Genomic DNA, 26562 nt, shown 5'->3' with positions numbered 1-26562 from the left:
ATTAAACTTTTTATCCTACTTCAGTAATCATTAAATCTAATCCTAGACGAATAATTTCCTGAGCTTCTAATTTAGAAGTGTTAACATAATCTATCAACGCAAAATCTTCAGGCGCTACTTCGTAAATCCCTAAGTTTTCCATTTTTTCGATATCCCCTGCCATACATGCTTTAAGCAATTGCATTGGATATATATCCATAGGTAAAACTTCTTCCATTTCCCCTGTAACTACCAGCGCACGCTCCTCACCATGTAGGTTTGTTGTAGGTTCGTATTTTCTATTAGGAAATAACCAGGATAATGAAGTTTTGGAATTAGAATGAATGTTATTGTAAGTAAACGGCAGCCAGCCAAACATTCTATAATTATTACCTTCAGGAATCAAGGTTAAGGTATTGTGGTAAAAACCTAAATAGTGATTGTTACTAATTCGATCTCCCGTTAACACATCACCAGAAATGATTCTTACATCATCTGGGATTTGATTACCAATTAAATCTGCAGAATTAGCTCCCACAATTACTTCGTAATATTTTGGGTCTTTCACTTCACTACCAGCAACTGCTATCGCTTTTTTAGCATGCAACTTCCCGGTTAAAAACAAATCACCAATCACCGGTACGTGATCTGCGCCCACAACCCAAACACGCTCGCCCGCATTTACAGGATCAATTTTATGGATTTGAACACCAACGTTACCTGCAGGATGAGGACCGCTAACTTTATGTAACTCTACACCTTTTATATCCTTTAAAATTGGATAGGAAGAATCATCTACTGATAGATGAACTTTTCCTGGTGTAAGTTTTTGTATAGCGTAAATTCCTTCCTGAAAAGATTTCACTTTATCTTTTAAAACAAAGCCTAGATCTGCTGCTAAAGGTGCGGTGGTTACTGCTGAGATAAAAATGGCCTTAGGCGTATCTTTAGGGTCTGCTACAACATCGTAAGGACGTTGCATAAAAAAAGCTCCGCAGCCACTTGCAAGGATTTTTTCACTAACAGCTTCAGCCGGAGCGGTTGCTGCATTAAGTGTTCCAAAATCTTTGTAAGCATCTGTAGCATCGGCTTCGATAATTACCTCAACTATTCGGCGCTTTTCAGCTCGTTTAATTTCCTTCAGGGTTCCGCTAACAGGCGAAGTAAACTTAATCTCTTCAGCATATTTTGAAAAGAAAAGCACATCTCCGGCTAATACTTTTGCTCCTTCTTTGAGCACCATTTTTGGAACAACTGAATGAAAATCTGGAGGTTTAATCGCATAGGTCTTGGACCTTGGGGCCTCAACTATTTGTTTTTCCGCCTCCCCTTTTAATCGTAGAGTAAGTCCTCTTTTTATTCGAATGTCTTTTGACATAGGATGGAGTGTATATTATAAAGTTTATTTAAAGTCGTGCAAATTTATGTTTTTCACGCCATTTTTCCCAATAAAGTACTCTTTTTTCGAGCTGATGAATTGTTAAAATAAAGACCTTCCAAATCAGGTATATAATTTGTAAGTACATTTACCGATATTATTTTAAAATGAAGCGATTAATTTTTCTTATTTTCAGTGTCTTTTCTATAATCCCTATGTGTAGCCAAATAGCGGAAGAAACACTACCTCCAAACTTTATAAGAACCATTCGGTTATTTGGTGACTCTAACAGCACCAAGGGAAATCCTGCAATCCCGATCAACGGAGTGTTAAATTTAACATTTGATGACATTATTGGAGACGAAGCAGATTACTATTACCATATTGAACATTTTGATTATAATTGGCAACCTACACAGCTATCTAAAAACGAATACCTAGACGGCCTTGACGATATTAGGGTTATGAATTACCAAAATTCGTACAATACACTTCAACCCTACTCGCACTACCAATTACAAATTCCTAATCAATATACCAAAGCCTTAAAAGTCTCAGGAAATTATATGATTAAAATCTATAATGAAAACGACGAATTAGTGTTTTCCAGAAAATTTATGGTTTATGAAAGTAAAGTAAGTGTTGCTGCCGCAATTAAACGTACTAGAGATTTAAATTATATAAATACGAAACAGGTGGTTAATTTCAAAATTAGTTCTCCAGATCTATTACTTCGAAATCCCGATAAAACTGTAAAACCACTCATTATTCAAAACCATAATTTAAAATCTGCCATTAAAAATATCGAACCTCAATACACCGTTGGGAATGAGCTCATTTACCGTTATGACCTGCCAACTTCTTTTTGGGGTGGTAACGAATATCTTCAATTTGACACCAAAGATCTTCGCGCAACCACAGCAGATATTGGAAAAGTAGATATTGATGAGCTATATCACCATTATTTAAATATGGACGTATCTAGAGAAAGTACTCCCTACACCTACAATCCAGACATTAATGGAGATTTTGTGGTAAGACAACTAAATGCTGATAACTCTAATATTGAAGCGGAGTACACCTGGATTCATTTTACATTAAAAAATTATGAACCAATAAATAACGGGACACTTCATATTTACGGAAATTTTAATAATTTCACCATAGATAATAGCACCGCGCTTCATTATAACGAAGAAACCGGATATTACGAAAATGCTCGCTTATTTAAACAGGGATTTTACAATTACAAATATGTACTTGTAAATGATAATGATAGCATTGACGAAGGTTTTATTAGTGGCAATTATGACGAAACTGAAAATGAATATACCGTATTAGTTTATTATCGTGAAATTGGAGGAAGGTATGATAGAATTATTGGCCTAGGAAGCGAAAACTCCAGCAATATTAGCAACTAACCAATTGCCAGTAAATAATGAAATCTAAGCGATCTTTAATTGAATATCGCGGTGAAGAATGCCTTAACTGCGGAAAAACTTTAGAGAAAGAACAAAAATATTGTCCCGAATGCGGACAGTTAAATTCTACAAAAAAATTAGCCCTTGGTGATTTCTTTTCTGAATTTTTTTCAGGATTGTTTGCCTACGATTCCAGGTTTATAAGAACGATGAAAATACTTCTTTTTAAGCCCGGTAAAATTTCCAAAGATTATATTGAAGGTAAACGTATGCGTTACGTAAACCCCTATAGATTCTTTTTAACTACCTCCATTATCTTTTTTATTATCTACGGATATGATTTTTCTTTTGAAGGAATCAATTTAGATCAAGAACCTGAAGAAGTCGCTAGAAACCTGGAAGAGTTTAATGAGAAAAATAATACAAATATTGAAGTTAAAGTTGAAAATCCTTTTCAAAACCTTGATTCAATTATCAAAGCCAGTTCTAAGGACAACTTAAAAGAAAAAGAAACCTACAGAGATCACCTTATTACAGAGCAAGAATTGGACACCATGTCTTTTATAGATGCTTTAGATGCAAAATCCAAGCTCTTTAGTTCCTATTTCGAAGAAACAAAGAATAATATCCCAGCTGATGCGGTTACAAAACTTGATCTTAAGAATTCTGGATACAATCACTGGCTTTACAAGAAAGTAGTCGATTATAATTTGGTAAAACAAAACCCGCAATTGTTCATAAATTATCTAATTAGTAAACTCCCGTTTATCATTTTTGCTTTCTTACCTATCTTTTCTCTTTTTTTAAGCTTGTTGTATATTCGTTCTAAGTACAATTATATGGAGCATCTCACATTTGCATTTCATACGCAAAGCATGTGTTTTATTTTGTACAGCATAGCTTTAATTATAGATTTGATTACCGGAGATAGCTTCGGAGTTAATTTTGCGCATCTTATTTTTATTGGGTATTTATTTCAGGGATTACGTAAATTCTACCAGCAGGGAAAACTAAAAACCACTGTTAAATTTATGATTCTCAACATTATATTTTTTACCTTAGCCATAATTGTAGGGCTAATATCAATATTCGGCTCTTTTGCAGTTTTTTAAAAATCCTATGGTTCAACAAATAACAAAAGGCATAAAAATCTCGGTTCATACTTTTTTCGACGGCATCATCTACGATCGCTATCAAGTAAAATATGCTTTTGGTTATAAGATCACGATCGAAAATCAAAGTAACGATTCGGTTCAACTAAAATCAAGATTCTGGAAAATAAAAGATGCCTTGAATAAGACCGAAACTGTAGAAGGAGAAGGCGTTATTGGTAAAAAACCAGTTATAAAACCAGGTGAAAAACATACTTACCAGAGTGGCTGCCTTTTAAACACCCCTTTTGGTGCAATGATTGGTCATTATAACATGATTAACTTCACTAATACCAGAAGATTTCGAGTTCAGATTCCTTCCTTTAAATTAAGCGCGCCTTTTGCTTTAAACTAGATCTTGAAGATTTATTATTTTTAAACTTCCGGTTGCTAACTCTTCGTATTTAAATTGCTTCCGTTTTTTACTAATTTCAATCTGCGAAATACTTTGTGTTTTTAAAAATCCTCGATCTACGATAAGATCTATAGTTGCATCTCCTACACCTGCGTTATGATGAAAATCCCAAATACTTTCCGCAGAAATTTTTGTTTCTTTTTTAAATTCATCAAACCATTCTGTCCTATTTTTCTTCATTGCAGAATCATACAGCGGAGATGAAGACCAAATTTGAGGTTTTAAGTGAACATTTTTTATATGCAACTGCTTTGCATCCCAAACCATTTCAGTAATTGTTAGATCTGAAGACCAATCAACACAAAGCATTGTAAAAGGCTCGATACCTTCAAAATCGTAGTTTTCAGCATACATTTTTACATCTTCCATAGCTAGAAATTCTTTTACCACTACACCCCTGCTTTTTCGATAGGGAGGATTGCGTTTATGTGCTTTAAATTCTCCGTTCATGATCCCAATTAAACGTTTATGAGCACTTACCCCTAGCCAAGTACCCCCAGCAACGGCATCTTTTGGAAAAATCATTTCACATCCATTAACATTTTCCTTTTTGGGAGGTAAAGTTTCTCGTTCTATCGCCTCGTCCCGGTTGAAGCTTAATATGAAAGAATCTGAATGCTTTCCTTTTGGAAAAATACTTACTGTACACATAATTTTATCTTAAACACGTAGCTGAATTTACGAAAAAAGTTAAGCTTACTTAAAACCTAACTTAGAATTCACTATTCCCTATTATTTTTTTTACCTTTAAAATGAATTAAAAACCAAATAAAACAAGCATAAAACAATATGGGAAAAGGATTTTTTCACGTTCCGAAAGCGCAAAATGAACCAGTAAAATCATACGCTCCTGGAACTCCAGAAAGAGAAGAAGTATTATTAACATATAAGGAGTTGTACAATACCAAAGTAGATGTACCACTTTACATAGGTTCTGAAGAAATTAGAACCGGAAAAACATTAAATATAAATCCGCCTCACGACCATCAACACGATTGCGGTGTTTACCATTTAGCCGAGAAAAAACATATAGAACAAGCGATCGATACTGCATTGGAAGCTCGTAAGAAATGGGCGAAATTAGAATGGGAACAAAGAGCTGCGGTATTTTTAAAAGCAGCAGATCTAATTTCGGGACCTTACCGTCAGAAAATGAATGCTGCTACTATGATCGGTCAGTCTAAAACTGTCTATCAGGCAGAAATTGATGCGGCAGCAGAGATTTGTGACTTTTTACGTTTTAACGTAGAATATATGTCTGATCTTTATAATGAGCAACCAAACTCTTCAGACGGAAATTGGAATCGTATAGAATATCGCCCATTAGAAGGTTTTGTATATGCGATTACACCATTTAATTTTACAGCGATATCTGGTAATTTACCAAGTAGTGCTGCATTAATGGGTAATGTTGCCGTATGGAAACCTAGTGACAGCCAAATGCTTTCTGCACAAGTAATCATGGAAGTATTTAAAGAAGCTGGTGTACCAGACGGCGTGATTAATATGGTACAGGGTGATCCAGAAATGATTACAGATACTGTATTGGCCAGCCCAGATTTCGCCGGAATCCATTATACTGGTAGTACTGAAGTATTTAAGAATATTTGGACTAAAATTGGTAATAACATTCACACATACAAGTCTTACCCAAGAATTGTTGGAGAAACAGGCGGAAAAGATTTTATTGTTGCACATCCAACCTCGAATGCTAAGCAAGTTGCTACAGCGATTACTCGTGGAGCATTTGAATATCAGGGACAAAAATGTAGTGCTGCATCCAGAGTTTATTTACCAAAAAGTTTATGGCCAGAAATTAAAGATTACGTTATTGAAGACGTAAAATCAATAAAAATGGGATCTCCGGAAGACCTTACTAATTTCTTCTCTGCCGTAATACACGAAAAATCATTCGATAAATTATCTTCTTATATCGAAAAAGCAAAAGAAGATGATGATGCTGAAATCGTGGTTGGTGGTAATTGTGATAAATCGAAAGGTTATTTTGTAGAACCTACTGTAATTTTAGCGAAAGATCCTCACTATACAACAATGGAAGAGGAATTATTTGGCCCAGTTGTAACCATTTACGTTTATGAAGATGATAAGTGGGAAGAAACTTTACATACTGTTGATAATACGAGTGCTTATGCCTTAACTGGGGCTGTATTTTCTGCCGATCGTTACGAAGCAGCAAAAGCTACTGATATCTTACAAAACGCTGCTGGTAATTTCTATATTAACGACAAACCAACCGGAGCCGTTGTAGGCCAACAACCATTTGGTGGAGCAAGAGCTAGTGGTACTAACGATAAAGCAGGATCTAAACTTAATTTAATGCGTTGGATTTCTCCTCGTTTAATTAAGGAAACTTTCGTTCCAGCTACCGATTATAAATATCCTCATATGAAAGAATAATCTTTCAATAAATATTTTTAGAAAAAGGCTACTTTAAAGTAGCCTTTTTTTATGACTTAAAATGACTTTTAATGTTTTACAATAAAAATTTAAGGCACAGATTTTGTTATCTAATATTACTTTCACCGCTAAAAACCAACCTTTTATCGGTGTTTTATATAAAAAAAGAGTAAATTTGCAAGGACGAATAATGATGAGAGCTAATTTGAAGACCCTACAAAAATTTGAAATTAGAGTATCCTATTGTAAGAAGGCTAAGAAAAGTAGTAAAATATAACGCCTATGAAGAAAACTACTTTTCCCGGAGCCGTTATTATTTTAGGGATATTTATAACGATTTTTTTCATCAACCAATCAGAATCTTTCGGGTTGGAAGAGGATCTTATTATCACATCTTCATCTACAAATCTAACTTGCTATAATGCCGACAATGGCGCTATAGATATTGATGTTTCCGGAGGAAATGGAAATTACTCATATCAATGGACTGGTCCCAACTTCTTCACTTCCTCTACTGAAGATATTTTTAATCTTGCAGCGGGAACTTATACTGTTTCAATCACAGACGATGCTGGAAACTCAGGTCGTGAATCTATTATTATATCTCAACCAGAAGAATTAGTTCTTGATAGTTTTTCTACCTCTAATGTGAGCTGCAATGGATTTAATGACGGCGCTATAATAGCAGAATCGGTGTCAGGAGGTACCGCACCGTATCAATATTCGATTGATGGAAATAACTTTTCTGCAAACTCAAATTTCGATAATCTTTCCGCAGGAAATTATACCTTGACGGTTCGTGATGCCAATAACTGTTCGATTTCAAGGAATATTGAAATCACGCAGCCTGATCAATTGACAATGACCGCACCTTCTTCACAAAACGTTTCTTGTTTTGGTGGAAATGATGGCAGTATTTCAGCAGGTTCAGTTTCGGGTGGAACTAGTCCGTATCAATTTTCAATTGATGGAACGAGTTTTTCTACGAATTCCAACTTTCAAAATCTTTCCGCAGGAAATTATACGTTGACGGTGCGCGATGCCAATAACTGTTCAATTGCTACGAATATTGAAATTACGCAGCCCGATCAATTGGAAATGACCGCGCCTTCTTCACAAAACGTTTCTTGTTTTGGTGGAAATGACGGAAGTATTTCAGCAGGTTCCGTTTCGGGTGGAACTAGTCCATATCAATATTCGATCGATGGAAATAACTTTTCTACCAGCTCCAACTTTCAAAATCTTTCCGCAGGAAATTATACGTTGACGGTGCGCGATGCCAATAACTGTTCAATTGCTACGAATATTGAAATTACGCAGCCCGATCAATTGGAAATGACCGCGCCTTCTTCACAAAACGTTTCTTGTTTTGGTGGAAATGACGGAAGTATTTCAGCAGGAAATGTTTCGGGTGGAACTAGTCCATATCAATATTCGATCGATGAAACTAACTTTTCTACCAGCTCCAATTTTCAAAATCTTTCCGCAGGAAATTATACGTTGACGGTGCGCGATGCCAATAACTGTTCAATTGCTACGAATATTGAAATTACGCAGCCCGATCAATTGGAAATGACCGCGCCTTCTTCACAAAACGTTTCTTGTTTTGGTGGAAATGACGGAAGTATTTCAGCAGGTTCGGTTTCGGGTGGAACTAGTCCGTATCAATATTCGATTGATGGAAATAACTTTTCTACCAGCTCCAACTTTCAGAATCTTTCCGCAGGAAATTATACCTTGACGGTTCGTGATGCCAATAACTGTTCGATTTCAAGGAATATTGAAATTACGCAGCCCGATCAATTGGAAATGACCGCGCCTTCTTCACAAAACGTTTCTTGTTTTGGTGGAAATGACGGAAGTATTTCAGCAGGTTCAGTTTCGGGTGGAACTAGTCCGTATCAATATTCGATTGATGGAACGAGTTTTTCTACGAATTCCAACTTTCAAAATCTTTCCGCAGGAAATTATACGTTGACGGTGCGCGATCAAAATAACTGTTCAATTTCAACGAATATTCAAATTACGCAGCCCGATCAATTGGAAATGACGACTCCGAATTCACAAAACGTGTCTTGTTTTGGTGGAAATGATGGCAGCATTTCGGCAGGTTCAGTTTCAGGTGGAACTAGTCCGTATCAATATTCAATTGATGGAACGAGTTTTTCTACGAATTCCAACTTTCAAAATCTTTCCGCAGGAAATTATACGTTGACGGTGCGCGATCAAAATAACTGTTCAATTTCAACGAATATTCAAATTACGCAGCCCGATCAATTGGAAATGACAACGCCTTCTTCACAAAACGTTTCTTGTTTTGGTGGAAATGATGGAAGTATCTCAGCAGGTTCAGTTTCAGGAGGAATTAGTCCGTATCAATATTCAATTGATGGAACGAGTTTTTCTACGAATTCCAACTTTCAAAATCTTTCCGCAGGAAATTATACGCTGACGGTTCGCGATCAAAATAACTGTTCAATTTCAACGAATATTGAAATTATCCAGCCTGATCAATTGGAAATGACGGCTCCAAATTCGCAAAACGTTTCTTGTTTTGGTGGAAATGATGGCAGCATTTCAGCAGGTTCAGTTTCAGGTGGAACTAGTCCGTATCAATTTTCAATTGATGGAACGAGTTTTTCTACGAATTCCAACTTTCAAAATCTTTCCGCAGGAAATTATACGCTGACGGTTCGCGATGCCAATAACTGTTCGATTGCTACGAATATTGAAATTATCCAGCCTGATCAATTGGAAATGACGGCTCCAAATTCACAAAACGTTTCTTGTTTTGGTGGAAATGATGGCAGCATTTCAGCAGGTTCCGTTTCAGGCGGAACTAGTCCGTATCAATATTCGATCGATGGAACGAGTTTTTCTACGAATTCCAACTTTCAAAATCTTTCCGCAGGAAATTATACGTTGACGGTTCGCGATGCCAATAACTGTTCGATTGCTACGAATATTGAAATTATCCAGCCTGATCAATTGGAAATGACGGCTCCAAATTCGCAAAACGTTTCTTGTTTTGGTGGAAATGATGGCAGCATTTCGGCAGGTTCCGTTTCAGGTGGAACTAGTCCATATCAATATTCGATTGATGGAACGAGTTTTTCTACGAATTCCAACTTTCAAAATCTTTCCGCAGGAAATTATACGCTGACGGTTCGCGATGCCAATAACTGTTCGATTGCTACGAATATTGAAATTATCCAGCCTGATCAATTGGAAATGACGGCTCCAAATTCGCAAAACGTTTCTTGTTTTGGTGGAAATGATGGCAGCATTTCAGCAGGTTCCGTTTCAGGTGGAACTAGTCCATATCAATATTCGATCGATGGAACGAGTTTTTCTACGAATTCCAACTTTCAAAATCTTTCCGCAGGAAATTATACACTTACGGTTCGCGATGCCAATAACTGTTCGATTGCTACGAACATTGAAATTACGCAGCCTGATCAATTGACAATGACCGCACCTTCTTCACAAAACGTGTCTTGTTTTGGTGGAAATGATGGAAGTATCTCAGCAGGTTCAGTTTCGGGTGGAACTAGTCCGTATCAATATTCGATTGATGGAATTAATTATCAATCGAATAGAAAATTCAGCAATTTATTTGCCGACACATATTCTTTAACAATTTTAGATAATAATGGTTGTACTATTAGTCAAACTATACGAATAACTCAACCAAATGATCTTACTGCTTCATCTCCATCGGTAACAAACGTAAATTGTTTTGGAACTTCTACGGGTAAAATAACCGCTGGAGAGGTTAATGGCGGAACAGCGCCATTTGAGTATTCTATCGATAATACTAATTTTCAAACTGATAGAAATTTCACCGGCTTGAGCGCTGGTACGTATACGCTTTTTATTAAAGATGCTAATGCCTGCGGTATCCAGCAACTATTCACCATAGAACAGCCAGACGAACTTATTTCTAATTATAATAAAACCGATGTTAATTGCTATAAGGAAGACTCAGGTATTATTCAGTTTACTAAAACATCTGGCGGTAGCGGTAGTTTCGAATTCAGCATTGATAACGGTTTAAATTGGTCAAAATCGGCTATTTTTGAAAATTTAAAACCAGGTTCATATACGCTAAAATTAAGAGATCAAAACAATATAAACTGCCAAAAATTAATCGCAGAAAATATAATAATAAGTGAGCCAAGTGCTCCTGTAGAAGTATCTGTTTCTACCACCCGAACTACAGTTTTTAACTCTAAAACAGGAACCGCCGAGGCCAATCCAACCGGAGGAACTCCTGGTTATACTTACGAATGGCGAGCTGAAGGAAATTCTACAATATTAGCTACAACAAAAAAAGCAACAAATCTTGCTGCAGGTAATTATAAGCTTAGTGTATATGACAAAAATGGATGTACCAAAACTATTGATGTTGTAGTAAATGAATTACTAAAGGCAGAAATTTTACCAACTTCTATTTGTGAAGGAGAAAACAATGTTCGGGTAAGTTATTTTGAAGTAGCAAATGGTACGGCTTATGGAGGCGTAGCGCCATACTCATATACCTGGGATTTCGACAACGATGGAACGTATACGACAGATACCGGATTAGGTCCTCACAGAGTGACCTACCCATCTGAAGGAAACCGAATTATCACATTAACGGTCACCGATGCTGAAGGGTTTACCCAAGATTTTATATACCAACAATACGTTGGTGAGTGTTATGTAGACAACTGCGGATCTAATGATTTTGGTATTGCGGGATATTATATTGGAGATGCTTCAGGTACAGAAATAACCTCTGAAAATTGCAACGATGGCGTTCAAAAATATATTTATGTTCAACTAGATCAGAATACTTCGCGTTACTCTCTTTATACCGAATTCACGTACAGTGTTAAAAGTCTGGAAACTAATGAGACTACCATAATAAGAGAATTTGGATGTTTTTATGAGCGAGAAGAAATACCTATTAATGCTCGTGCTATACCAATTAATTATCAATGCGGTGACGAGGTTTCGATTGATAATATTTATCTAACATTCTCAAATAACAAAAAGAATGCCTGCGGACAGAGTAGTAAATCTAAATGCTTTTCTACTAACAATCAGGAAATTGTTTTCACTCCTTTATATGCTAAAGCAACACCTAATGAATTGGAATGTTATGATTCTGAATTAGGAACCATACGCGTACAGGCATCAGGAGGGCGAGCACCTTACAGTTACAGCATAACTAGTGCTACTTCAGGCTACCAAAAGGAAAACTTATTCGAAATTTTAAAAGCTGGATCTTATGATGTATGGGTAAAAGATTCTGAAGCAAATATTTTTAAAATTCCTTCCGTAGTTATTACTCAGCCAGAGTCTCCTATCACAATGGATTTTGAAATTCAGCAACCCGTTTGTCCTGGCGATAACGCAACAGTAACGGTAAATTCTTCGGGAGGCACTCCAAAGATTGGAGATGAGGAGACGGCTTACGAATATCTTTGGAACGACGCATCTGGGTCTACAACAAAAACCTTAAATAATCTAGAACCAGGACAATATACAATTACCGTTATTGATGCTAATCAATGCCAAGCTATACGCACAATAAATATTACTGAACCAGAGCAATTAACTACAGCTATTACTGGCGAAGATAAAGTGCTGGGGTGTGGCTATTATCAAACTACATTAGAAGCCAATACTCCAGAGTTTGGTTCGGGCATATGGAGCGTGGTGAGTGGACCAGCAAATTATAACTTTATTAATCCGAGTGATCCTAATACCAATTTTATAGGTGATGAAGGCCAATATGTTTTAAGATGGACGGTATTTAATGAAAATTGTTCTAATTATGATGAGCTAAATCTTACCATTTCAGCGAATTGTAATAGCCTAGATTTTGACGGAAAAGATGATCATATTTTAATAGGCGACTCCTTTGGCATGGAGGATAAAGAAAGTTTTACTATTGAGGCATGGATTAAATCTGAAAGCAATACCGGAATTAAAACTATACTTTCCAAAAGAGATATTCAAAATATAAATGCCGGCGGGTACGATTTCATAATTAACTCAGGTTCCCCAACCTTTAGATGGAATGGAAATTCTGTTTCAACTTCACATAAAGTTGGCGAAGGTATTTGGCATCATGTTGCGGTTATATATAAAAACGGAAATATAAAATTATATGTAGATGGTATTCCTTTAGCCAACAAAGATGGGAATCTTCCTACTGCAGTACCTTATCCATTTATAATTGGTGCAGTGCATAATAGTACAAATCCAGACATTCCTTCTAATCATTTTGATGGTTGGATTGAAGAACTTAGAATTTGGAATAAAAGTCTTACTGAAAAACAACTAAGATTTTTAATGAATCAGCATATTGCCATTGCAAGTAATCCTTTACGTGGTAACGCTATACCTATTAATGTTCCCGGAAGCTTAAATTGGAATGATCTAGAAGCCTATTATCAATTAAAAGGTAACCCAGAGGCAATTGCAGAGGGATTAACTCCAGAAATTACTGGTAATCACAATAACGGTCTTATTCGAAATATAACCTCAACACAAGAGAACACGGCTCCGCTTCCTTATATTTTGAATGAGGAAAATCAAGATTGGACAAATCAAACCACCTGGTATTTACCTACATCGGTTAATGATTCTAAAGTTGCTGAAAGAGAAGTATGGAAAGTCCCCGGAAGTTATGGTATTGATGGACAGACGACCATAGATTGGAATATTGTTGAAATTTCGAAAGACATATTTTATCCCTACGCAAATTCAACAAAACCCTTACAAGTACTTGGGTTAATTTCTAATGCCGGTGTTTTAAATATGATGGGGATTAATCCTCCCGATGGCGGAACAGGAAATCCCTTAGTTATTACTGATTATTTAAAATTAAATGGAATTATAGATTTAAATGGCGAATCTCAATTAATACAAACTGATGGCAGCATTTTAGATCCTAATAGTACCGGATTTATACAAAGGGATCAACAAGGAACGGCGAATTCTTTTAATTATAATTACTGGTCTTCTCCTGTGAGTTCCAATTCTGTTAATTCTGGCTTCACTATTGGAGAAGTTTTAAAAGATGGTACCGATCCAGATAATATTCAGGATATTGCTTTTAAAAGACAATTTACCTGGGCAGATTCTAAAAACTATACAGGCCCAAAAAGAATTAGCACTTATTGGTTAAATAAATTCCATCAAATAGCTATATACTCAGGCTGGGAACAAATAAATGAAAATACCATACTAAAGCCAGGTGAAGGCTATACGATGAAAGGAACCTCGGGTTCTGTAGATATCTATTCTTTACAAAACTACACTTTCAAAGGTTTGCCCAATAATGGAAATATAACTTTAGGCATCGAACCTAACGAAATTTACCTAATGGGTAATCCCTATCCTTCCGCACTAGATGGGGAACAATTCATTCTTGACAATCTTGATAAAAAACAGGTAAATGGTGCTACCGGAGATAAAAACCTTTTTAATGGTGCCATCTACCTCTGGGATCACTTTGGTGATAGCAATTCGCACTATTTAAAAGACTATGTTGGTGGTTATGCTACGCTTAATTTAATAGGAAGCGTCCCCGCAATTGCTACAGATGAGCTTATTAACGCCAACAATACACAAAGTGATAGAAGACCGGGTAAATATATTCCGGTAGGGCAAGGATTTTTTGTAAATAGTTATCTAGATGCAGAAATAAGTGGTAATATCACCATTAGCTCGGGCGATATATTATTTAGAAATGAACAACGAGTTTTTGCTAAAGAAACAAATTCTTCTGAATCTCATTTTTTAAAACCCGAGATAAAATCAAAGAAAACTTCAGAAAATAAAACAATTACCCAGGCTGACACTCGACAAAAAATTCGATTAAACTATAAATCTCCGGGTGGGATGTACCGCGAAATTGTCGTAGGTGCAGATGAAAATGCAACATCTGAATTTGATCTTGGTTATGACGCCCCTCTTTATGACATGCAAAAGGAAGATATGTTTTGGCTAATGAAGAACCAGGCGCTGGTAATACAAGGAGTTCCAGATTTCAATAGTGACCGGGTTTTAGATCTTGGTGTAATTGTGCGATCTAGTGCCGAATTTTATATTGAAATAGACTCTTTAGAAAATATTTCTTCTGAAAAGGAAATTTACTTATTAGATCGCCAAGACAGCACGTATTTCGACTTAAGAGCTGAAAAATTTGTTGCAACTATAGATAGCGGTTATTACGACAAAAGATTTGCTATAACTTTCCAAAAAAGAGAAGATCCAACCGACGAGGAACAAGAAAATGATGACGACGATATTCCCGAAGAGGATGAGGATACAGAAGGCAATGGGGATGAGACAGATGGTGAATCAGATGGAGAACAAACAGAGGATGATGAAGACGAGGCTATCGATGATGATGAAAAACCTGAACCTCCAGAAACTCCAGAAGAAGATGACAGCTATCTAAGCGGGAAATTCCGAATTTTGTATTTGCGCGAAGATGATGCTGTTTATATAGAGAATCCAGAACGTATTGAAATTAACAATATTCTTCTTTACGGACTTAACGGTAGCTTTATAAAAGAATTTAAAAATATCCCTTTAGTGGAAGAAATATACATTCCGCTCGAAAAAGAAATGAGCAGCGCAGTATATATCCTAAAAATAAATACCACAAAAGGAGTTACCAATTTGAAGTTTGTAAGAAAATAGAATTAAAAAAAAGTGGAGCTGATAGCTCCACTTTTTTTAACCTTTATATTTTAACGGTAAATGAACCACCTTTTTTGTCTCGAAGAAATCTTCTTCAAAATAATCTGTTAGATTGTATATTTTCGCAGTTTGATAATCATTAAGCTCTTCCGATAGATCACCGCCTTTTAAATACAATATTCCGTTTTTAAGGTCATGATTGTTCTTTTTTGCAATTTTTCCTTTGGTCCATCTCACAAAAGTTGGCATAGCAGCAACAGCTCTACTTATAATAAAATCGTAGTGACCATCTATATTCTCAACTCGATCATTAGTTGTTTTAACATTTTGTAATCCTAAACCTGCAGTAACTTCCTCTACTACTTTCATCTTTTTACCAATAGAATCTACTAAATGAAAATTGGTTTCAGGAAAAAGAATTGCTAATGGAATCCCCGGGAATCCACCACCAGTGCCAACATCAAGAATATTAGCATTTGGTTTAAATTTCTGAACTTTTGCTATTCCTAAAGAATGCAGAACGTGGCGTAAATATAATTCGTCTATATCTTTTCTACTTACCACATTAATTTTGATATTCCAATCTTTATAAAGTTCTTCCAACTGCTCGAAATGAGCAATTTGCTGCGGACTAAGTCCATCAAAGTATTTCCTGAGTAATTCCAACTGAGCTATTTTTAAACAAAATTAGAAATTTAGTATTAAAGTGACTATTTAATTCGTTTCGAAAGTTTAATATTTTACCTTTGAAGATAGTTTAATTTTACACATGGATTTATCACAACCTAATATACGATTCTCGAGAATAGATTCTGCTAAATTTTTCAGAACCTTAAATAAACGAGTAAATACTTATTTTAAAGAAAATAACCTTAAGAAAACAGGAAACTGGAAATTGCACTTAAAAACTGCGGTTATGTTTTGCATGTTTTTATCTCCTTATTTTATTATTTTAACCTTAGACATCTCACAATGGTGGATGCTTTTACTTACTGTTGTAATGGGTATAGGCATGGCTGGAGTTGGAATGAATATTATGCATGATGGTAATCATGGATCTTATTCTTCAAAAAAATGGGTAAACAAATTTATGGGCGGCACCATTTATATCTTAGCAGGGAACGTTTACAACTGGCAGGTTCAGCACAATGTGCTTCATCATACATATACCAACATACATGGGCACGACGAAGATCTGGATGCCGGAAGGATAATTCGGTTCTCAAAACATGCCGAATGGAGAAGATTCCACAAATTTCAGCATTATTATTCTATATTTCTATATGGTTTATTAACCTTTAACTGGGCGATTACAACAGACTTTAAACAATCCAGAAGATATTTAAAAAGAAAACTTTCTTACGGAAAAATGCCAAATCCCGTAAAGCAATGGAGTACAGTAGCGATTACCAAAGTTATTTATTTGGCAATTTGGATTTTGCTGCCGATGTTGATATTATCCATTTCTTGGTGGAAAATATTAATTGGATTTTTTGTGATGCATTATGTTGCTGGATTAATACTAAGCATTGTTTTTCAATTAGCACATGTTGTTAAAGATACCGATATGCCTTTACCAGATGATACCGGATCTATGAAAAACACCTGGGCAATCCATCAATTATTTACCACGGTTAATTTTTCAACTAAAAATAAAATAGTAAACTGGTTTACCGGTGGATTAAATCATCAGGTAGAACACCATATATTCCCTAATATTAGTCATATTCATTATGATAAGATTGCCCAAATAGTGAAACAGACTGCACAGGAATGTAATTTACCTTACAACGAATACAAAACCACACGCGCAGCAATTATAGCTCATTTTAAATATTTAAAAGAAATGGGTGCCAAACCTGCAATATCGTCTTAATACTTATTTATTAATCATTTTAAAATGCAAGAAAAACTCTCTAACAGAATTAACAATTTAGCAACTTCGCAAACGCTCGCTATGGCAGCTAAAGCGCGTGAATTAAGAGCAGAAGGTAAAGATATTATTGGCCTTTCACTTGGAGAGCCCGATTTTAATACGCCAGATTTTATCAAAGACGCTGCAATTAAAGCTATAAATGATAATTATAATTCCTACACACCTGTAGATGGATATGTAGAACTTAAGGATGCTATTATTACTAAATTCAAAAGAGATAATAACTTAACCTACACCCACCCACAAATCGTTGTTTCTACAGGTGCAAAGCAATCGCTGGCTAATGTTGCATTAGCAATGTTAAATGCGGGCGACGAAGTTATTTTACCATGTCCTTATTGGGTTAGTTACGCTGAAATTGTAAAACTTGCAGAAGGCGTTCCTGTTGAAGTTCCTACAACTCTAGAGTCTAATTTTAAAATGACTCCAGAACAACTTGAAGCTGCAATTACACCTAAAACAAAAATGCTTTGGTATAGCTCACCATGTAACCCAAGCGGGATGGTATACACCAAAGAAGAGCTAAGAGCTTTAGCCGATGTTTTAGCTAAACACCCTGATATTATAATTGTAAGTGACGAAATTTACGAACACATCAACTACATTGGTGGTCACGCTTCTATGGCAGAATTTGAAGATATGTACGAACGTACCGTAACTGTTAATGGTGTTGCAAAAGCTTTCGCCATGACAGGATGGAGAATTGGATATATTGGAGCGCCATCTTGGATTGCTCGCGCTTGCAACAAACTACAGGGACAAGTTACCAGCGGTGCTAACTGTATTGCTCAACGAGCTGTAATTACTGCTTTGGAAGCTCCGGTTAGCAAAATTAGCTATATGGTAGATAAGTTTAAATCTAGAAGAAAATTAATTCTCGATTTACTTAATAATATCGAAGGATTTGAAACTACAGAGCCAGAAGGTGCTTTTTATGTATTCCCTAATATCTCTCATTACTTCGGAAAAACAATTAAAGGACATGCCATAAACAATGCTACAGATTTCTCTATGTTCTTATTAGAAGAAGCATTAGTAGCAACAGTTACTGGTGATGCTTTTGGAAATCCTGAATGTATTAGAATTTCCTATGCAGCAAGTGAAGAACAAATTGAAGAAGCTCTAAAAAGAATAAAATCAGCGTTAGCTGAATAATATATTCTAAACATAAATTTTAAAAACCGGCCTAGTGCCGGTTTTTTTTATGGTATATCTAAGTTTAATTATAATATATCTAGCGATTCCTCCAGAAAAACGGAGTTAATATTATAAGTACCGTAAAGAGTTCTAATCTACCAATAAGCATTAGAAAAGAACACCACCATTTCCCAAAATCAGGTAATAAATCAAAATTGTTTACAGGGCTAAGAGCTCCAAATGCCGGCCCAATATTCCCTAAAGAGGAAGCAGCGCCACCAATCGCAGTTTCGAAATCTAATCCCAGTGCCGCTAAAACAACCGCTCCGATAATAAAAGATAACATATAAAGGATAAAGAATCCCTGAATATTAAATACAATATCGCTGTTTATGGATTTTTTATTGAAACGTACAGGTAAGATCGCATTAGGATGAAGCGTACGCTTAAATTGGATAAATCCGTTACGGATCATTATAATATGTCGCATCACTTTTACACCACCAGCCGTACTTCCGGCAGAGCCACCTAAAAAAAACATTCCGAAGTAAAAAATGGTTAAAAATGGTGTCCACATAGTAAAATCTGCAGATACAAAACCAGTTGTCGTAATCACGGTTAACACCTGAAATAAGGAATGTCTAAATGCACTTTCACCCTCTCCCCAAACCATTGGGTGATCTATAGAAGATAATGAAACATCTGCTTTAAAATATACAATTAAGGCTGAGATTAAGGTAAAGATACCTACAAAATAAAAATACCATTTAAACTCATCATCCTGTAAAACACGTTGTACTCTTCCTTTAAACGCAAAATAGCTCATCACAAAGTTACTTCCGGCGAGGAACATAAATAAGATAATTATGTATTGAATCATTGGATTATCATTCCAATACGCCATGCTTGCATTCTTTGTTGAAAATCCTCCAGTTGACAATGTACTAAAAGCATGATTTATTGCATCGAAAAAATCCATCCCGGCTAACATCAACAAAACCGTTTCTAGAGCGGTATAACTTACATAGATAAGCCATAATCGCTTTGCAGTATCCGTGATTCTTGGCTTCAGCTTATCAGCGCTAGGACCCGGTGATTCCGCAGCAAATAATTGCATCCCTCCTATTCCTAAAAGGGGCAAGATAGCAATCGCTAAAACGATAATACCCATTCCACCTATCCAATGGGTTAGACTTCTCCAAAATAAAATTCCTTTAGGAATCGACTCAATATCATTTAAAATAGAAGCGCCTGTCGTTGTATAGCCAGACATGGTTTCGAAAAACGCATTCGTAAAATCGGGAATTGCTTTGGTCATCACATAAGGCAGGCAACCACTTAAGGTCATAAATATCCACCCGAAACTCACAATAATATAACCTTCCCTAACTTTCACCTCTTTGCTATGCCCACGGGTAGTAAACATTAATAAGGTCCCTATTAGTAAAGTAACTAATGCCGCAGAAGATATACCTAAAGTAACCCCATCTTTATATAAAAAACTAATGAGAACCGATAAAAGCATGAAACCACCATTACAAATTAGCAGTAACCCCATGACATGTAGAATAACCTTAAAGTTAAGTTTCGGCATTATAGGAATAATTTTTCAACCTTCTTAATCGAACGCGGAAGACAACATACCACTATACGATCTCCGGGCTTTATTAAAAATTCACCTAAAGCAATTATTCCCTCTCCATGACGAATAATACCGCCAATAATTGCTGAACGAGGGAAATCAAGATTTTTAATCTTTTTATCGGCTACCTGAGAGCCAGGTTTCACGATAAACTCTAAAAGCTCAGCATTCATATTGTTAAGCTTAGTCATCGCCACTACCTCTCCTTTACGTATATATCTAAAAATATTATTTGCGGCCAATAGCTTTTTATTAATTAGCGTATCGATTCCAATAGAGTGGCTTAGCTGAAAATAATCCATATTTTCTACTAAAGAGATTGTTTTCTTAACACTCTTAGACTTTGCAACCAGGCAGGACATAATATTTGTCTCTGAATTTCCGGTAACAGCAATAAAAGCATCCATATCATGGATATTTTCTTCTTCCAATAACTCTACATTTCGGCCATCGCCGTGAATGATCAATGTATTTGGCAGTTCATCGGCGAGATCGTAAGCTTTTTCTTTATTCGCTTCAACAAGCTTTACATTAAAATTATTACGACATAGATCCCGGGCAGTTTTTCTTCCAATCTTACTCCCCCCAAGAATCATAACACTTTTAATTTCCTGTTTAGTCTTACCAGTAAGTTTATAAAGCTCTTCTACCCCACTCTTAAGTGTGATAAAATATACCTGATCGCCCTCTTTAAATTGCGTATCTCCACGAGGTATTAATGTATACTGTGTTCCAAAACGCTGGATTGCAATGGGTACAAAGTTTAGCTGCGGAAATATCCTAGCTGCTTCCTTTACCGTTTTCCCCACAAAACGAGCTGTTCTAGACAAGCTTAAACCAATCATGGTTAGCGCCCCATCTTCAAACTCGTAACTATCATTAAATGCAGACTGATTTAATAATAAAGCAATTTCTCTTGCTGCCAAGGCTTCAGGAGAAATAAGCTCGTCTATACCAAATTGGGTGAATCCTATTTCTTCTTTTTTTTCTAAAAACTCTGTATTAGAAATACGAGCGATGGTTCTTAAGGCCCCAAGCTGTTTAGCAAGCACACATACCGTAATATTAGTGGCTTCGCTAGATGTCACACTAATTAACATATCGGTGTACTTAACCTGGGCATCTTTTAAAATTGCGATAGAACTGGCATCTCCTTTAATCGTTCGGATATCCAGATGTGTATCTGCATATTGCAATCGATCTCTACTTGGATCAATCAGCGTAATATCCTGTGACTCAAAAGAAAGTAATTTAGCTAAATGAAAGCCCACTTCACCTGCACCGGCGATAATTATTTTCATATAACAGCTTCAAATTGTAAGAGGTGCAAATGTAAGCTATTTTTGAATAAACCTAAAACTGAGTGGATAAGAACAATTCAGAAATCTTTATATACTAATTCTTCTATAAAACTTATCTTTGAACCAAAATTGCAGAAATGAGCAAAAAAATTACTCCTTACGATGGTTCTCCCCAAAGTAAAAAGCAGCAGGTAGAGCAAATGTTCGATAAAATCTCTGGCAAATATGACGGGATGAATCGTGTTATTTCTATGGGAACCGATGTGAGCTGGAGAAAAAAGGTTGTACAAATGGCCAAAAATCACCAGCCAGAGACGGTCTTGGATATTGCTACGGGAACAGGAGATCTTGCTATACAAATTGCTGAAGCTGCCGATGCTAAAAAAATCGTTGGATTGGATTTATCTGAAGGAATGCTGAAAGTTGGACGTAAAAAAATTATGTCTAAAAATCTGCAAACCCAGATAGAAATGATACAGGGAGATTCTGAAGCTTTACCTTTTGAGGATAATTCTTTTGATGTAATCACGGTTGCATTTGGAGTTCGTAATTTCGAGAATTTAGAACTTGGCTTATCAGAAATTTACCGTGTCCTTAAAAAAGGAGGATTATTTATCGTCCTGGAAACTTCTGTACCTACCAAATTCCCTTTTAAACAAGGATATAAATTTTACTCTAACTTAATTTTGCCAACTATAGGAAAACTTTTTTCGGAAGATAAAGATGCCTATAGCTATTTAAGCAAAAGTGCGGCAGAATTTCCTTATGGAGAACAATTCAACAATATTTTAAAGAAAATTGGGTTTATATCTGTAGCAAGTGCTCCACAAACTTTAGGAGTTGCCACAATATATAATGCATCAAAGTAATTGTATGAAGCGATATTTTATCCTATTCATCATCATATTTTCTCTAAAACCAATGCAAGCTCAGCTCTTTTCAAAAGAAAAGGTGCAGCAAAGCGTCGATATTGATAATAAAAGGTGGTCTTGGGGTTATTTTCTTGGATTTAACAGCTACGACTTTCATTTCGATTACAAAGACTACGATTCAAACTCAATTACAGGTCGCGAAATAGCAGTAGACAAAAACATCGGTTTTAATGTTGGATTATTAGGAAACTTAAAACTGCATAAAAATGTAGATTTAAGATTACAACCAGGTGTAAATTTCACTTCCAGAGGGTTTTATTTTACACCCGGAAATGGAGTTAATGCAGATAATAGATATCGCGAGATCAATTCTACTTATATACACGTCCCGTTATTATTAAAAATAAACACCAATCGTTTAAATAATTTTCGCCCTTTTATTCTAGGTGGATTTTCTTATTCTACAAATCTATCGAGTAACGAAGACAATAAAGATGATAATTATGCAGGGCAATTTAGAATGACCACTAATAATTATAATTGGGAAATTGGATTTGGTATTGACTTTTATCTTTACTACTTCAAGTTCACACCTTCTATACGCGGTGTTTTTGGTTTGAATGACGAACTGGTTCGAGATGATATCCCTAACAGTATTTACACAGGAAATATTGATAAAATGACGACCAGAGCTGTCTTTTTAAACTTTACTTTTCAGTAAAAAATCACTTCAAGATAATTCTAAAATTAAAATTTATCAGAGAACTTTTGTTTACTCTTATGCCAATAAGATTATAGGATTTCATCTAGACGAGCAAGCAAGATTCGATAAAATTCAAGCCTTTTTTTTTTAAAAAAAACTTAAAGATTATTTTCTTCGGAATTCACTTAGAAAAATTGCTGTGGCCGTTGCTACATTTAAACTTTCAGTTTCCTGAGATTGGCCAAATTGAGGAATACTTATTTTTTCTGAAATCAACTCTTCTATTTCTGAAGTAATCCCGTTTGCCTCGTTACCCATTACCAAAATAGATTTTTGCTGAAGTTGCTTTTGGTAGACATTCTCGCCTTCCATAAAAGTACCATAGGTTACTAAATCCTGATCTTGTAAAAATTCAGTGAGATTTTTATAAATTACATTTACACGAGTAATCGATCCCATCGTAGATTGTATCACTTTTGGATTGTAACAATCTACTGTGTCTTTAGAACATACTAGATTCTTAACACCAAACCAATCGCAAAGTCTTATAATCGTACCTAAATTTCCTGGATCGCGAACGCCATCTAAGGCAATCGTTAGATCATCCAAAACTTCTAAATTTTGCTGCGGAATTTTAAACAACGCCAATGCAGTTTGTGGCGTTTTAAGAAAACTGATTTTCTTTAATTCTCGTTCTTCAGCTAGAACAAACTGTTCTTCAGGAATATCGAAAACAAATTCGGAAGCAAATAAATTTACTAACTGAAAATCAGAATTTAAAAATTCGCGAATCACCTTGATTCCCTCAGCAACAAAGAGTCCGTTTTTTTGTCGGTACTTTTTTTGTCCCAGGCTCGTTATTAATTTAATTTGGCTTTTACTAACCATCCAAAAAATGTATTTTTGATCACTTTAAAACCTACTGTTTGAAAAGGCTTTTCGCAAAAATATCATTATTTTTTTTAGTAACCCTTTTTCTGTTTTCCTGTGATGCTGTAAAGCGCCTAGAGGAAAAGCAGCAGCTTTTGGAACAAAACGACATTTACGTTAATGGCGAAAAAACCAATCAAACCAGCATTTACGGGCAGCTAGATCAAGAACCAAATACAAAATTACTGGGCATACCTTTGCGTTTGCATTTCTATAATTTGGCAAGACCTCATATCGATTCTATTTTGAATGAGAAATATATTCAGGATTCGGTAAAATTTCGAAGGCTTGTAAATCGGCTTTCCAGAAAGCAATTTGATCAATTAATTCAGAATAAAAAAGATTTTAATGCCTGGTTAAAACGTACCGGCGAAGCTCCTGTGATCTTAAAAAATAAAGACATTCAGGATTCCGAAGAGAATTTAAAATCATATTACTGGAATAATGGCTGGTTTAATGTAAAAACATCTTCAGAAATTGTTCCTTTAGACAAAGAAAAAAGAGCTCGAGTAGAGTATTTTGTAGAAACCGGAAAGGCTTATGATGTAGATTCAATCAAAACAAGGATCAGTTCTCCAGTGTTAGATTCTATTTATAATGAGCACGATCAAAATTCGATTATCAAATCTGGCAAACAATACAAAACCTTAGATTATAATGCTGAAAGGGATCGATTAACTTCCCTTTTTAGAAATAACGGTGTTTATAATTTTGAACAGGAATATATAAGTTTTGATGCAGATACAATTAATACCAATTATAATGTAAACACGAGTGTAATTATTGGTGATTTACCTACTGCTGAAGAAGATACGGTAAAAAAGAGCTTCAAAATTCATAAAATTAGCCGTGTAAATATTATAACCGATTATAAATTTACCAATAAAAATAGACCTTTATTAGACAGTGCACAGGTAAAAGGAGGGTACTATCTCTATTCTTATGATGAGTTAGACTATAAACCTGAAGCAATTACCGATGCCGTTTTTATAAGACCTGGAAGAATTTACCGGGATATCGATCGTACCAGAACCTACAGCCGTTTAAATTCGTATAGAGTTTTTAAATACCCCAATATTCAATATATGCCAGATCCCGAAGATAGCACGGGAACCGATTTAATTACCAATATTTTCTTAACACCACAACAAAAGTATTCTTTGGGTTTTAATTTTGATCTTTCTCAATCTAATATTCAAAAATTTGGGATTGGCTTTGGTGGCTCGCTATTGATTAGGAACATATTTGGAGGTGCTGAAAATTTTGAAATATCGGCAAGAGGAAGTATTGGTTCTTCCAAAGATGCCGTAACCAACAGCAGCGAGGATCGCTTTTTCGATATTACTGAAATTGGTGCTGATGTTAGTTTAACTTTCCCACGTATTTTCTTTCCTGTTAATACAGAGAAGCTAGTTCCTAAATATATGTCTCCGTTTACGTCGCTAAGTATTGGAGTTAGTACGCAAACTAATATTGGGCTCGACAAGCAAAATATTACCGGAGAATTAAACTATAAGTGGACTCCTTCTAAAAAACTTACAAATAGTTTTGATTTACTCGATATCCAGTATGTAAGAAATTTAAACGCTGCCAATTACTTTAATGTTTATAGAAGTTCTTATCAAGACTTAAATGAAGTCGTAAATTCGGTAAATGTAGTGACAGATCCTGCTTACTTAAATGGTAATGGAGATCTTACAATTCCTAAAGGTGCTAATGCTTTTATTAGTGACATTAACAATAATAGAAGCACAACTACGGGGCTAACAACTAATCAATCACAACTTGTAAGGAATATTGGCGAGCGAAAACAACGTTTAACAGAGAATAATTTAATATTTGCATCAAATTTCACCTATTTATGGAATACTAAAGATAATCTTTACGACCGTGAATTTACCCGTTTCCGAATAAAAATAGAAACCGCCGGTAATTTTTTATATGCGGTATCTGCTCTTGGTGGTCTAGATAAAAATCCTAGTGGGAATTACGATATTCTTGGCGTTAATTTTTCGCAGTATGTAAAACCCGAAGTTGATTTTATTAAGCATTGGGATTTAGGTCATCAAAATATCTTTGCTATAAGAGCTTTTGGTGGTATTGCGATTCCCTACGGAAATGCCAATAGTATCCCGTTTACAAGAAGTTTCTTTGCCGGTGGCCCTAATGATAATCGCGCCTGGCAAGCCTACGATCTTGGCCCCGGAAGCAGTGGCGGTCGTAATGAATTTAATGAAGCTAATATGAAATTAGCTCTTAATTTAGAACATCGGTATAATCTATTTGGTTCTTTAAACAGTGCATTTTTTGTAGATATTGGAAATATTTGGAATGTCCTGGATATTGTGGAAGATGAGGCATCAACATTTACCTCTTTTTCCGATTTAAAAGATATCGCTATAGGCTCTGGCTTTGGCTTGCGTTACGATTTCAACTTTTTTATTTTAAGGTTTGATATCGGCTTTAAAACCTATAACCCAGGCAGATCTTTAGGCAACAGATGGTTTAAAGAATACAATTTTGGGCATGCGGTTTATAATGTTGGGATTAATTATCCTTTCTAAGCCAGTTTA

Annotated in this window: 16 protein-coding genes; 10 read left to right on the top strand and 6 right to left on the bottom strand. The window is 35.5% G+C overall.

Translation table 11 applies throughout. The features are described from left to right. Positions 1 to 10 precede the first annotated feature (10 nt). Positions 11 to 1357: a Na(+)-translocating NADH-quinone reductase subunit A gene (locus tag PBT91_RS04460; protein ID WP_270060584.1), complete on the bottom strand. Its 1347-nt coding sequence runs from the start codon at positions 1355 to 1357 to the stop codon at positions 11 to 13. Between the two features lie 167 nt (positions 1358 to 1524). Between PBT91_RS04460 and PBT91_RS04455 the strand changes: the two genes are divergently transcribed. From PBT91_RS04455 to apaG, 3 genes are read left to right on the top strand one after another with little or no spacing between them, the layout of a single operon-like run. Next, positions 1525 to 2778 carry a type IX secretion system plug protein gene (locus PBT91_RS04455; RefSeq protein WP_270060583.1) on the top strand — a complete coding sequence of 418 codons (1254 nt, stop codon included), beginning with the start codon at positions 1525 to 1527 and terminating at the stop codon, positions 2776 to 2778. Positions 2779 to 2795: 17 nt separating this feature from the next. Then, positions 2796 to 3890: a DUF3667 domain-containing protein gene (locus tag PBT91_RS04450; RefSeq protein WP_270060582.1), complete on the top strand. Its 1095-nt coding sequence runs from the start codon at positions 2796 to 2798 to the stop codon at positions 3888 to 3890. A 7-nt stretch (positions 3891 to 3897) separates the two neighbouring features. After that, complete coding sequence (apaG, locus tag PBT91_RS04445) at positions 3898 to 4284, top strand: Co2+/Mg2+ efflux protein ApaG (RefSeq protein WP_270060581.1); 387 nt, start codon at positions 3898 to 3900, stop codon at positions 4282 to 4284. On the opposite strand, the gene PBT91_RS04440 is transcribed toward apaG, so the two are convergent. Further along, positions 4276 to 4995, bottom strand: a complete 720-nt coding sequence (locus PBT91_RS04440; protein WP_270060580.1) for an NRDE family protein — start codon at positions 4993 to 4995, stop codon at positions 4276 to 4278. The genes apaG and PBT91_RS04440 overlap by 9 nt on opposite strands. A 138-nt stretch (positions 4996 to 5133) precedes the next feature. On the opposite strand from PBT91_RS04440, the gene pruA reads away from it, so the two are divergent. Further along, the gene (pruA, locus tag PBT91_RS04435; protein WP_270060579.1) at positions 5134 to 6762 is read left to right on the top strand and encodes an L-glutamate gamma-semialdehyde dehydrogenase; all 1629 of its coding nucleotides are present in this window, start codon (positions 5134 to 5136) and stop codon (positions 6760 to 6762) included. Between the two features lie 282 nt (positions 6763 to 7044). After that, entirely contained in the window at positions 7045 to 15468 is an 8424-nt protein-coding gene (locus tag PBT91_RS04430) for a LamG-like jellyroll fold domain-containing protein (RefSeq protein ID WP_270060578.1), read from the top strand. 36 nt (positions 15469 to 15504) lie between these two features. Here PBT91_RS04430 and rsmG read toward each other — a convergent pair whose 3' ends face one another. Next, positions 15505 to 16134: a 16S rRNA (guanine(527)-N(7))-methyltransferase RsmG gene (rsmG, locus tag PBT91_RS04425; protein WP_270060577.1), complete on the bottom strand. Its 630-nt coding sequence runs from the start codon at positions 16132 to 16134 to the stop codon at positions 15505 to 15507. A gap of 103 nt (positions 16135 to 16237) precedes the next feature. On the opposite strand from rsmG, the gene PBT91_RS04420 reads away from it, so the two are divergent. Together PBT91_RS04420 and PBT91_RS04415 are read left to right on the top strand one after the other, a co-directional pair. Further along, positions 16238 to 17344, top strand: a complete 1107-nt coding sequence (locus PBT91_RS04420) for a fatty acid desaturase family protein (RefSeq protein ID WP_270060576.1) — start codon at positions 16238 to 16240, stop codon at positions 17342 to 17344. Positions 17345 to 17368: 24 nt separating this feature from the next. Further along, positions 17369 to 18559: a pyridoxal phosphate-dependent aminotransferase gene (locus tag PBT91_RS04415; RefSeq protein ID WP_270060575.1), complete on the top strand. Its 1191-nt coding sequence runs from the start codon at positions 17369 to 17371 to the stop codon at positions 18557 to 18559. Between the two features lie 79 nt (positions 18560 to 18638). On the opposite strand, the gene PBT91_RS04410 is transcribed toward PBT91_RS04415, so the two are convergent. Further along, a complete protein-coding gene (locus PBT91_RS04410) occupies positions 18639 to 20135 on the bottom strand; it encodes a TrkH family potassium uptake protein (RefSeq protein WP_270060574.1) in 1497 nt (498 codons plus the stop codon). Next, positions 20135 to 21484, bottom strand: a complete 1350-nt coding sequence (gene trkA / locus PBT91_RS04405; protein WP_270060573.1) for a Trk system potassium transporter TrkA — start codon at positions 21482 to 21484, stop codon at positions 20135 to 20137. Before trkA ends, PBT91_RS04410 begins: the two co-directional genes overlap by 1 nt. Positions 21485 to 21621: 137 nt before the next feature. Here trkA and ubiE point away from each other — a divergent pair, with 137 nt between their 5' ends. Beyond that, positions 21622 to 22353, top strand: a complete 732-nt coding sequence (gene ubiE, locus PBT91_RS04400) for a bifunctional demethylmenaquinone methyltransferase/2-methoxy-6-polyprenyl-1,4-benzoquinol methylase UbiE (RefSeq protein WP_270060572.1) — start codon at positions 21622 to 21624, stop codon at positions 22351 to 22353. A gap of 4 nt (positions 22354 to 22357) precedes the next feature. Beyond that, a complete protein-coding gene (porT, locus tag PBT91_RS04395) occupies positions 22358 to 23077 on the top strand; it encodes a type IX secretion/gliding motility protein PorT/SprT (protein ID WP_270060571.1) in 720 nt (239 codons plus the stop codon). A 147-nt stretch (positions 23078 to 23224) separates the two neighbouring features. Here the strand turns inward: porT and PBT91_RS04390 are convergent, their stop codons facing one another. Continuing rightward, positions 23225 to 23947: a TrmH family RNA methyltransferase gene (locus PBT91_RS04390; RefSeq protein ID WP_270060570.1), complete on the bottom strand. Its 723-nt coding sequence runs from the start codon at positions 23945 to 23947 to the stop codon at positions 23225 to 23227. 38 nt (positions 23948 to 23985) lie between these two features. Here PBT91_RS04390 and tamL point away from each other — a divergent pair, with 38 nt between their 5' ends. Next, on the top strand, positions 23986 to 26553 hold the full coding sequence (gene tamL / locus PBT91_RS04385; RefSeq protein ID WP_270060569.1) for a translocation and assembly module lipoprotein TamL: 2568 nt from the start codon (positions 23986 to 23988) through the stop codon (positions 26551 to 26553). The last annotated feature ends 9 nt before the right edge of the window (positions 26554 to 26562 follow it).

The sequence above is a fragment of the Zunongwangia sp. HGR-M22 genome (assembly GCF_027594425.1).
GTDB lineage: Bacteria > Bacteroidota > Bacteroidia > Flavobacteriales > Flavobacteriaceae > Zunongwangia.
The sequence above is the reverse complement of the archived record's forward strand: the minus strand, read 5'-3'. Positions and strand labels throughout refer to the sequence as shown.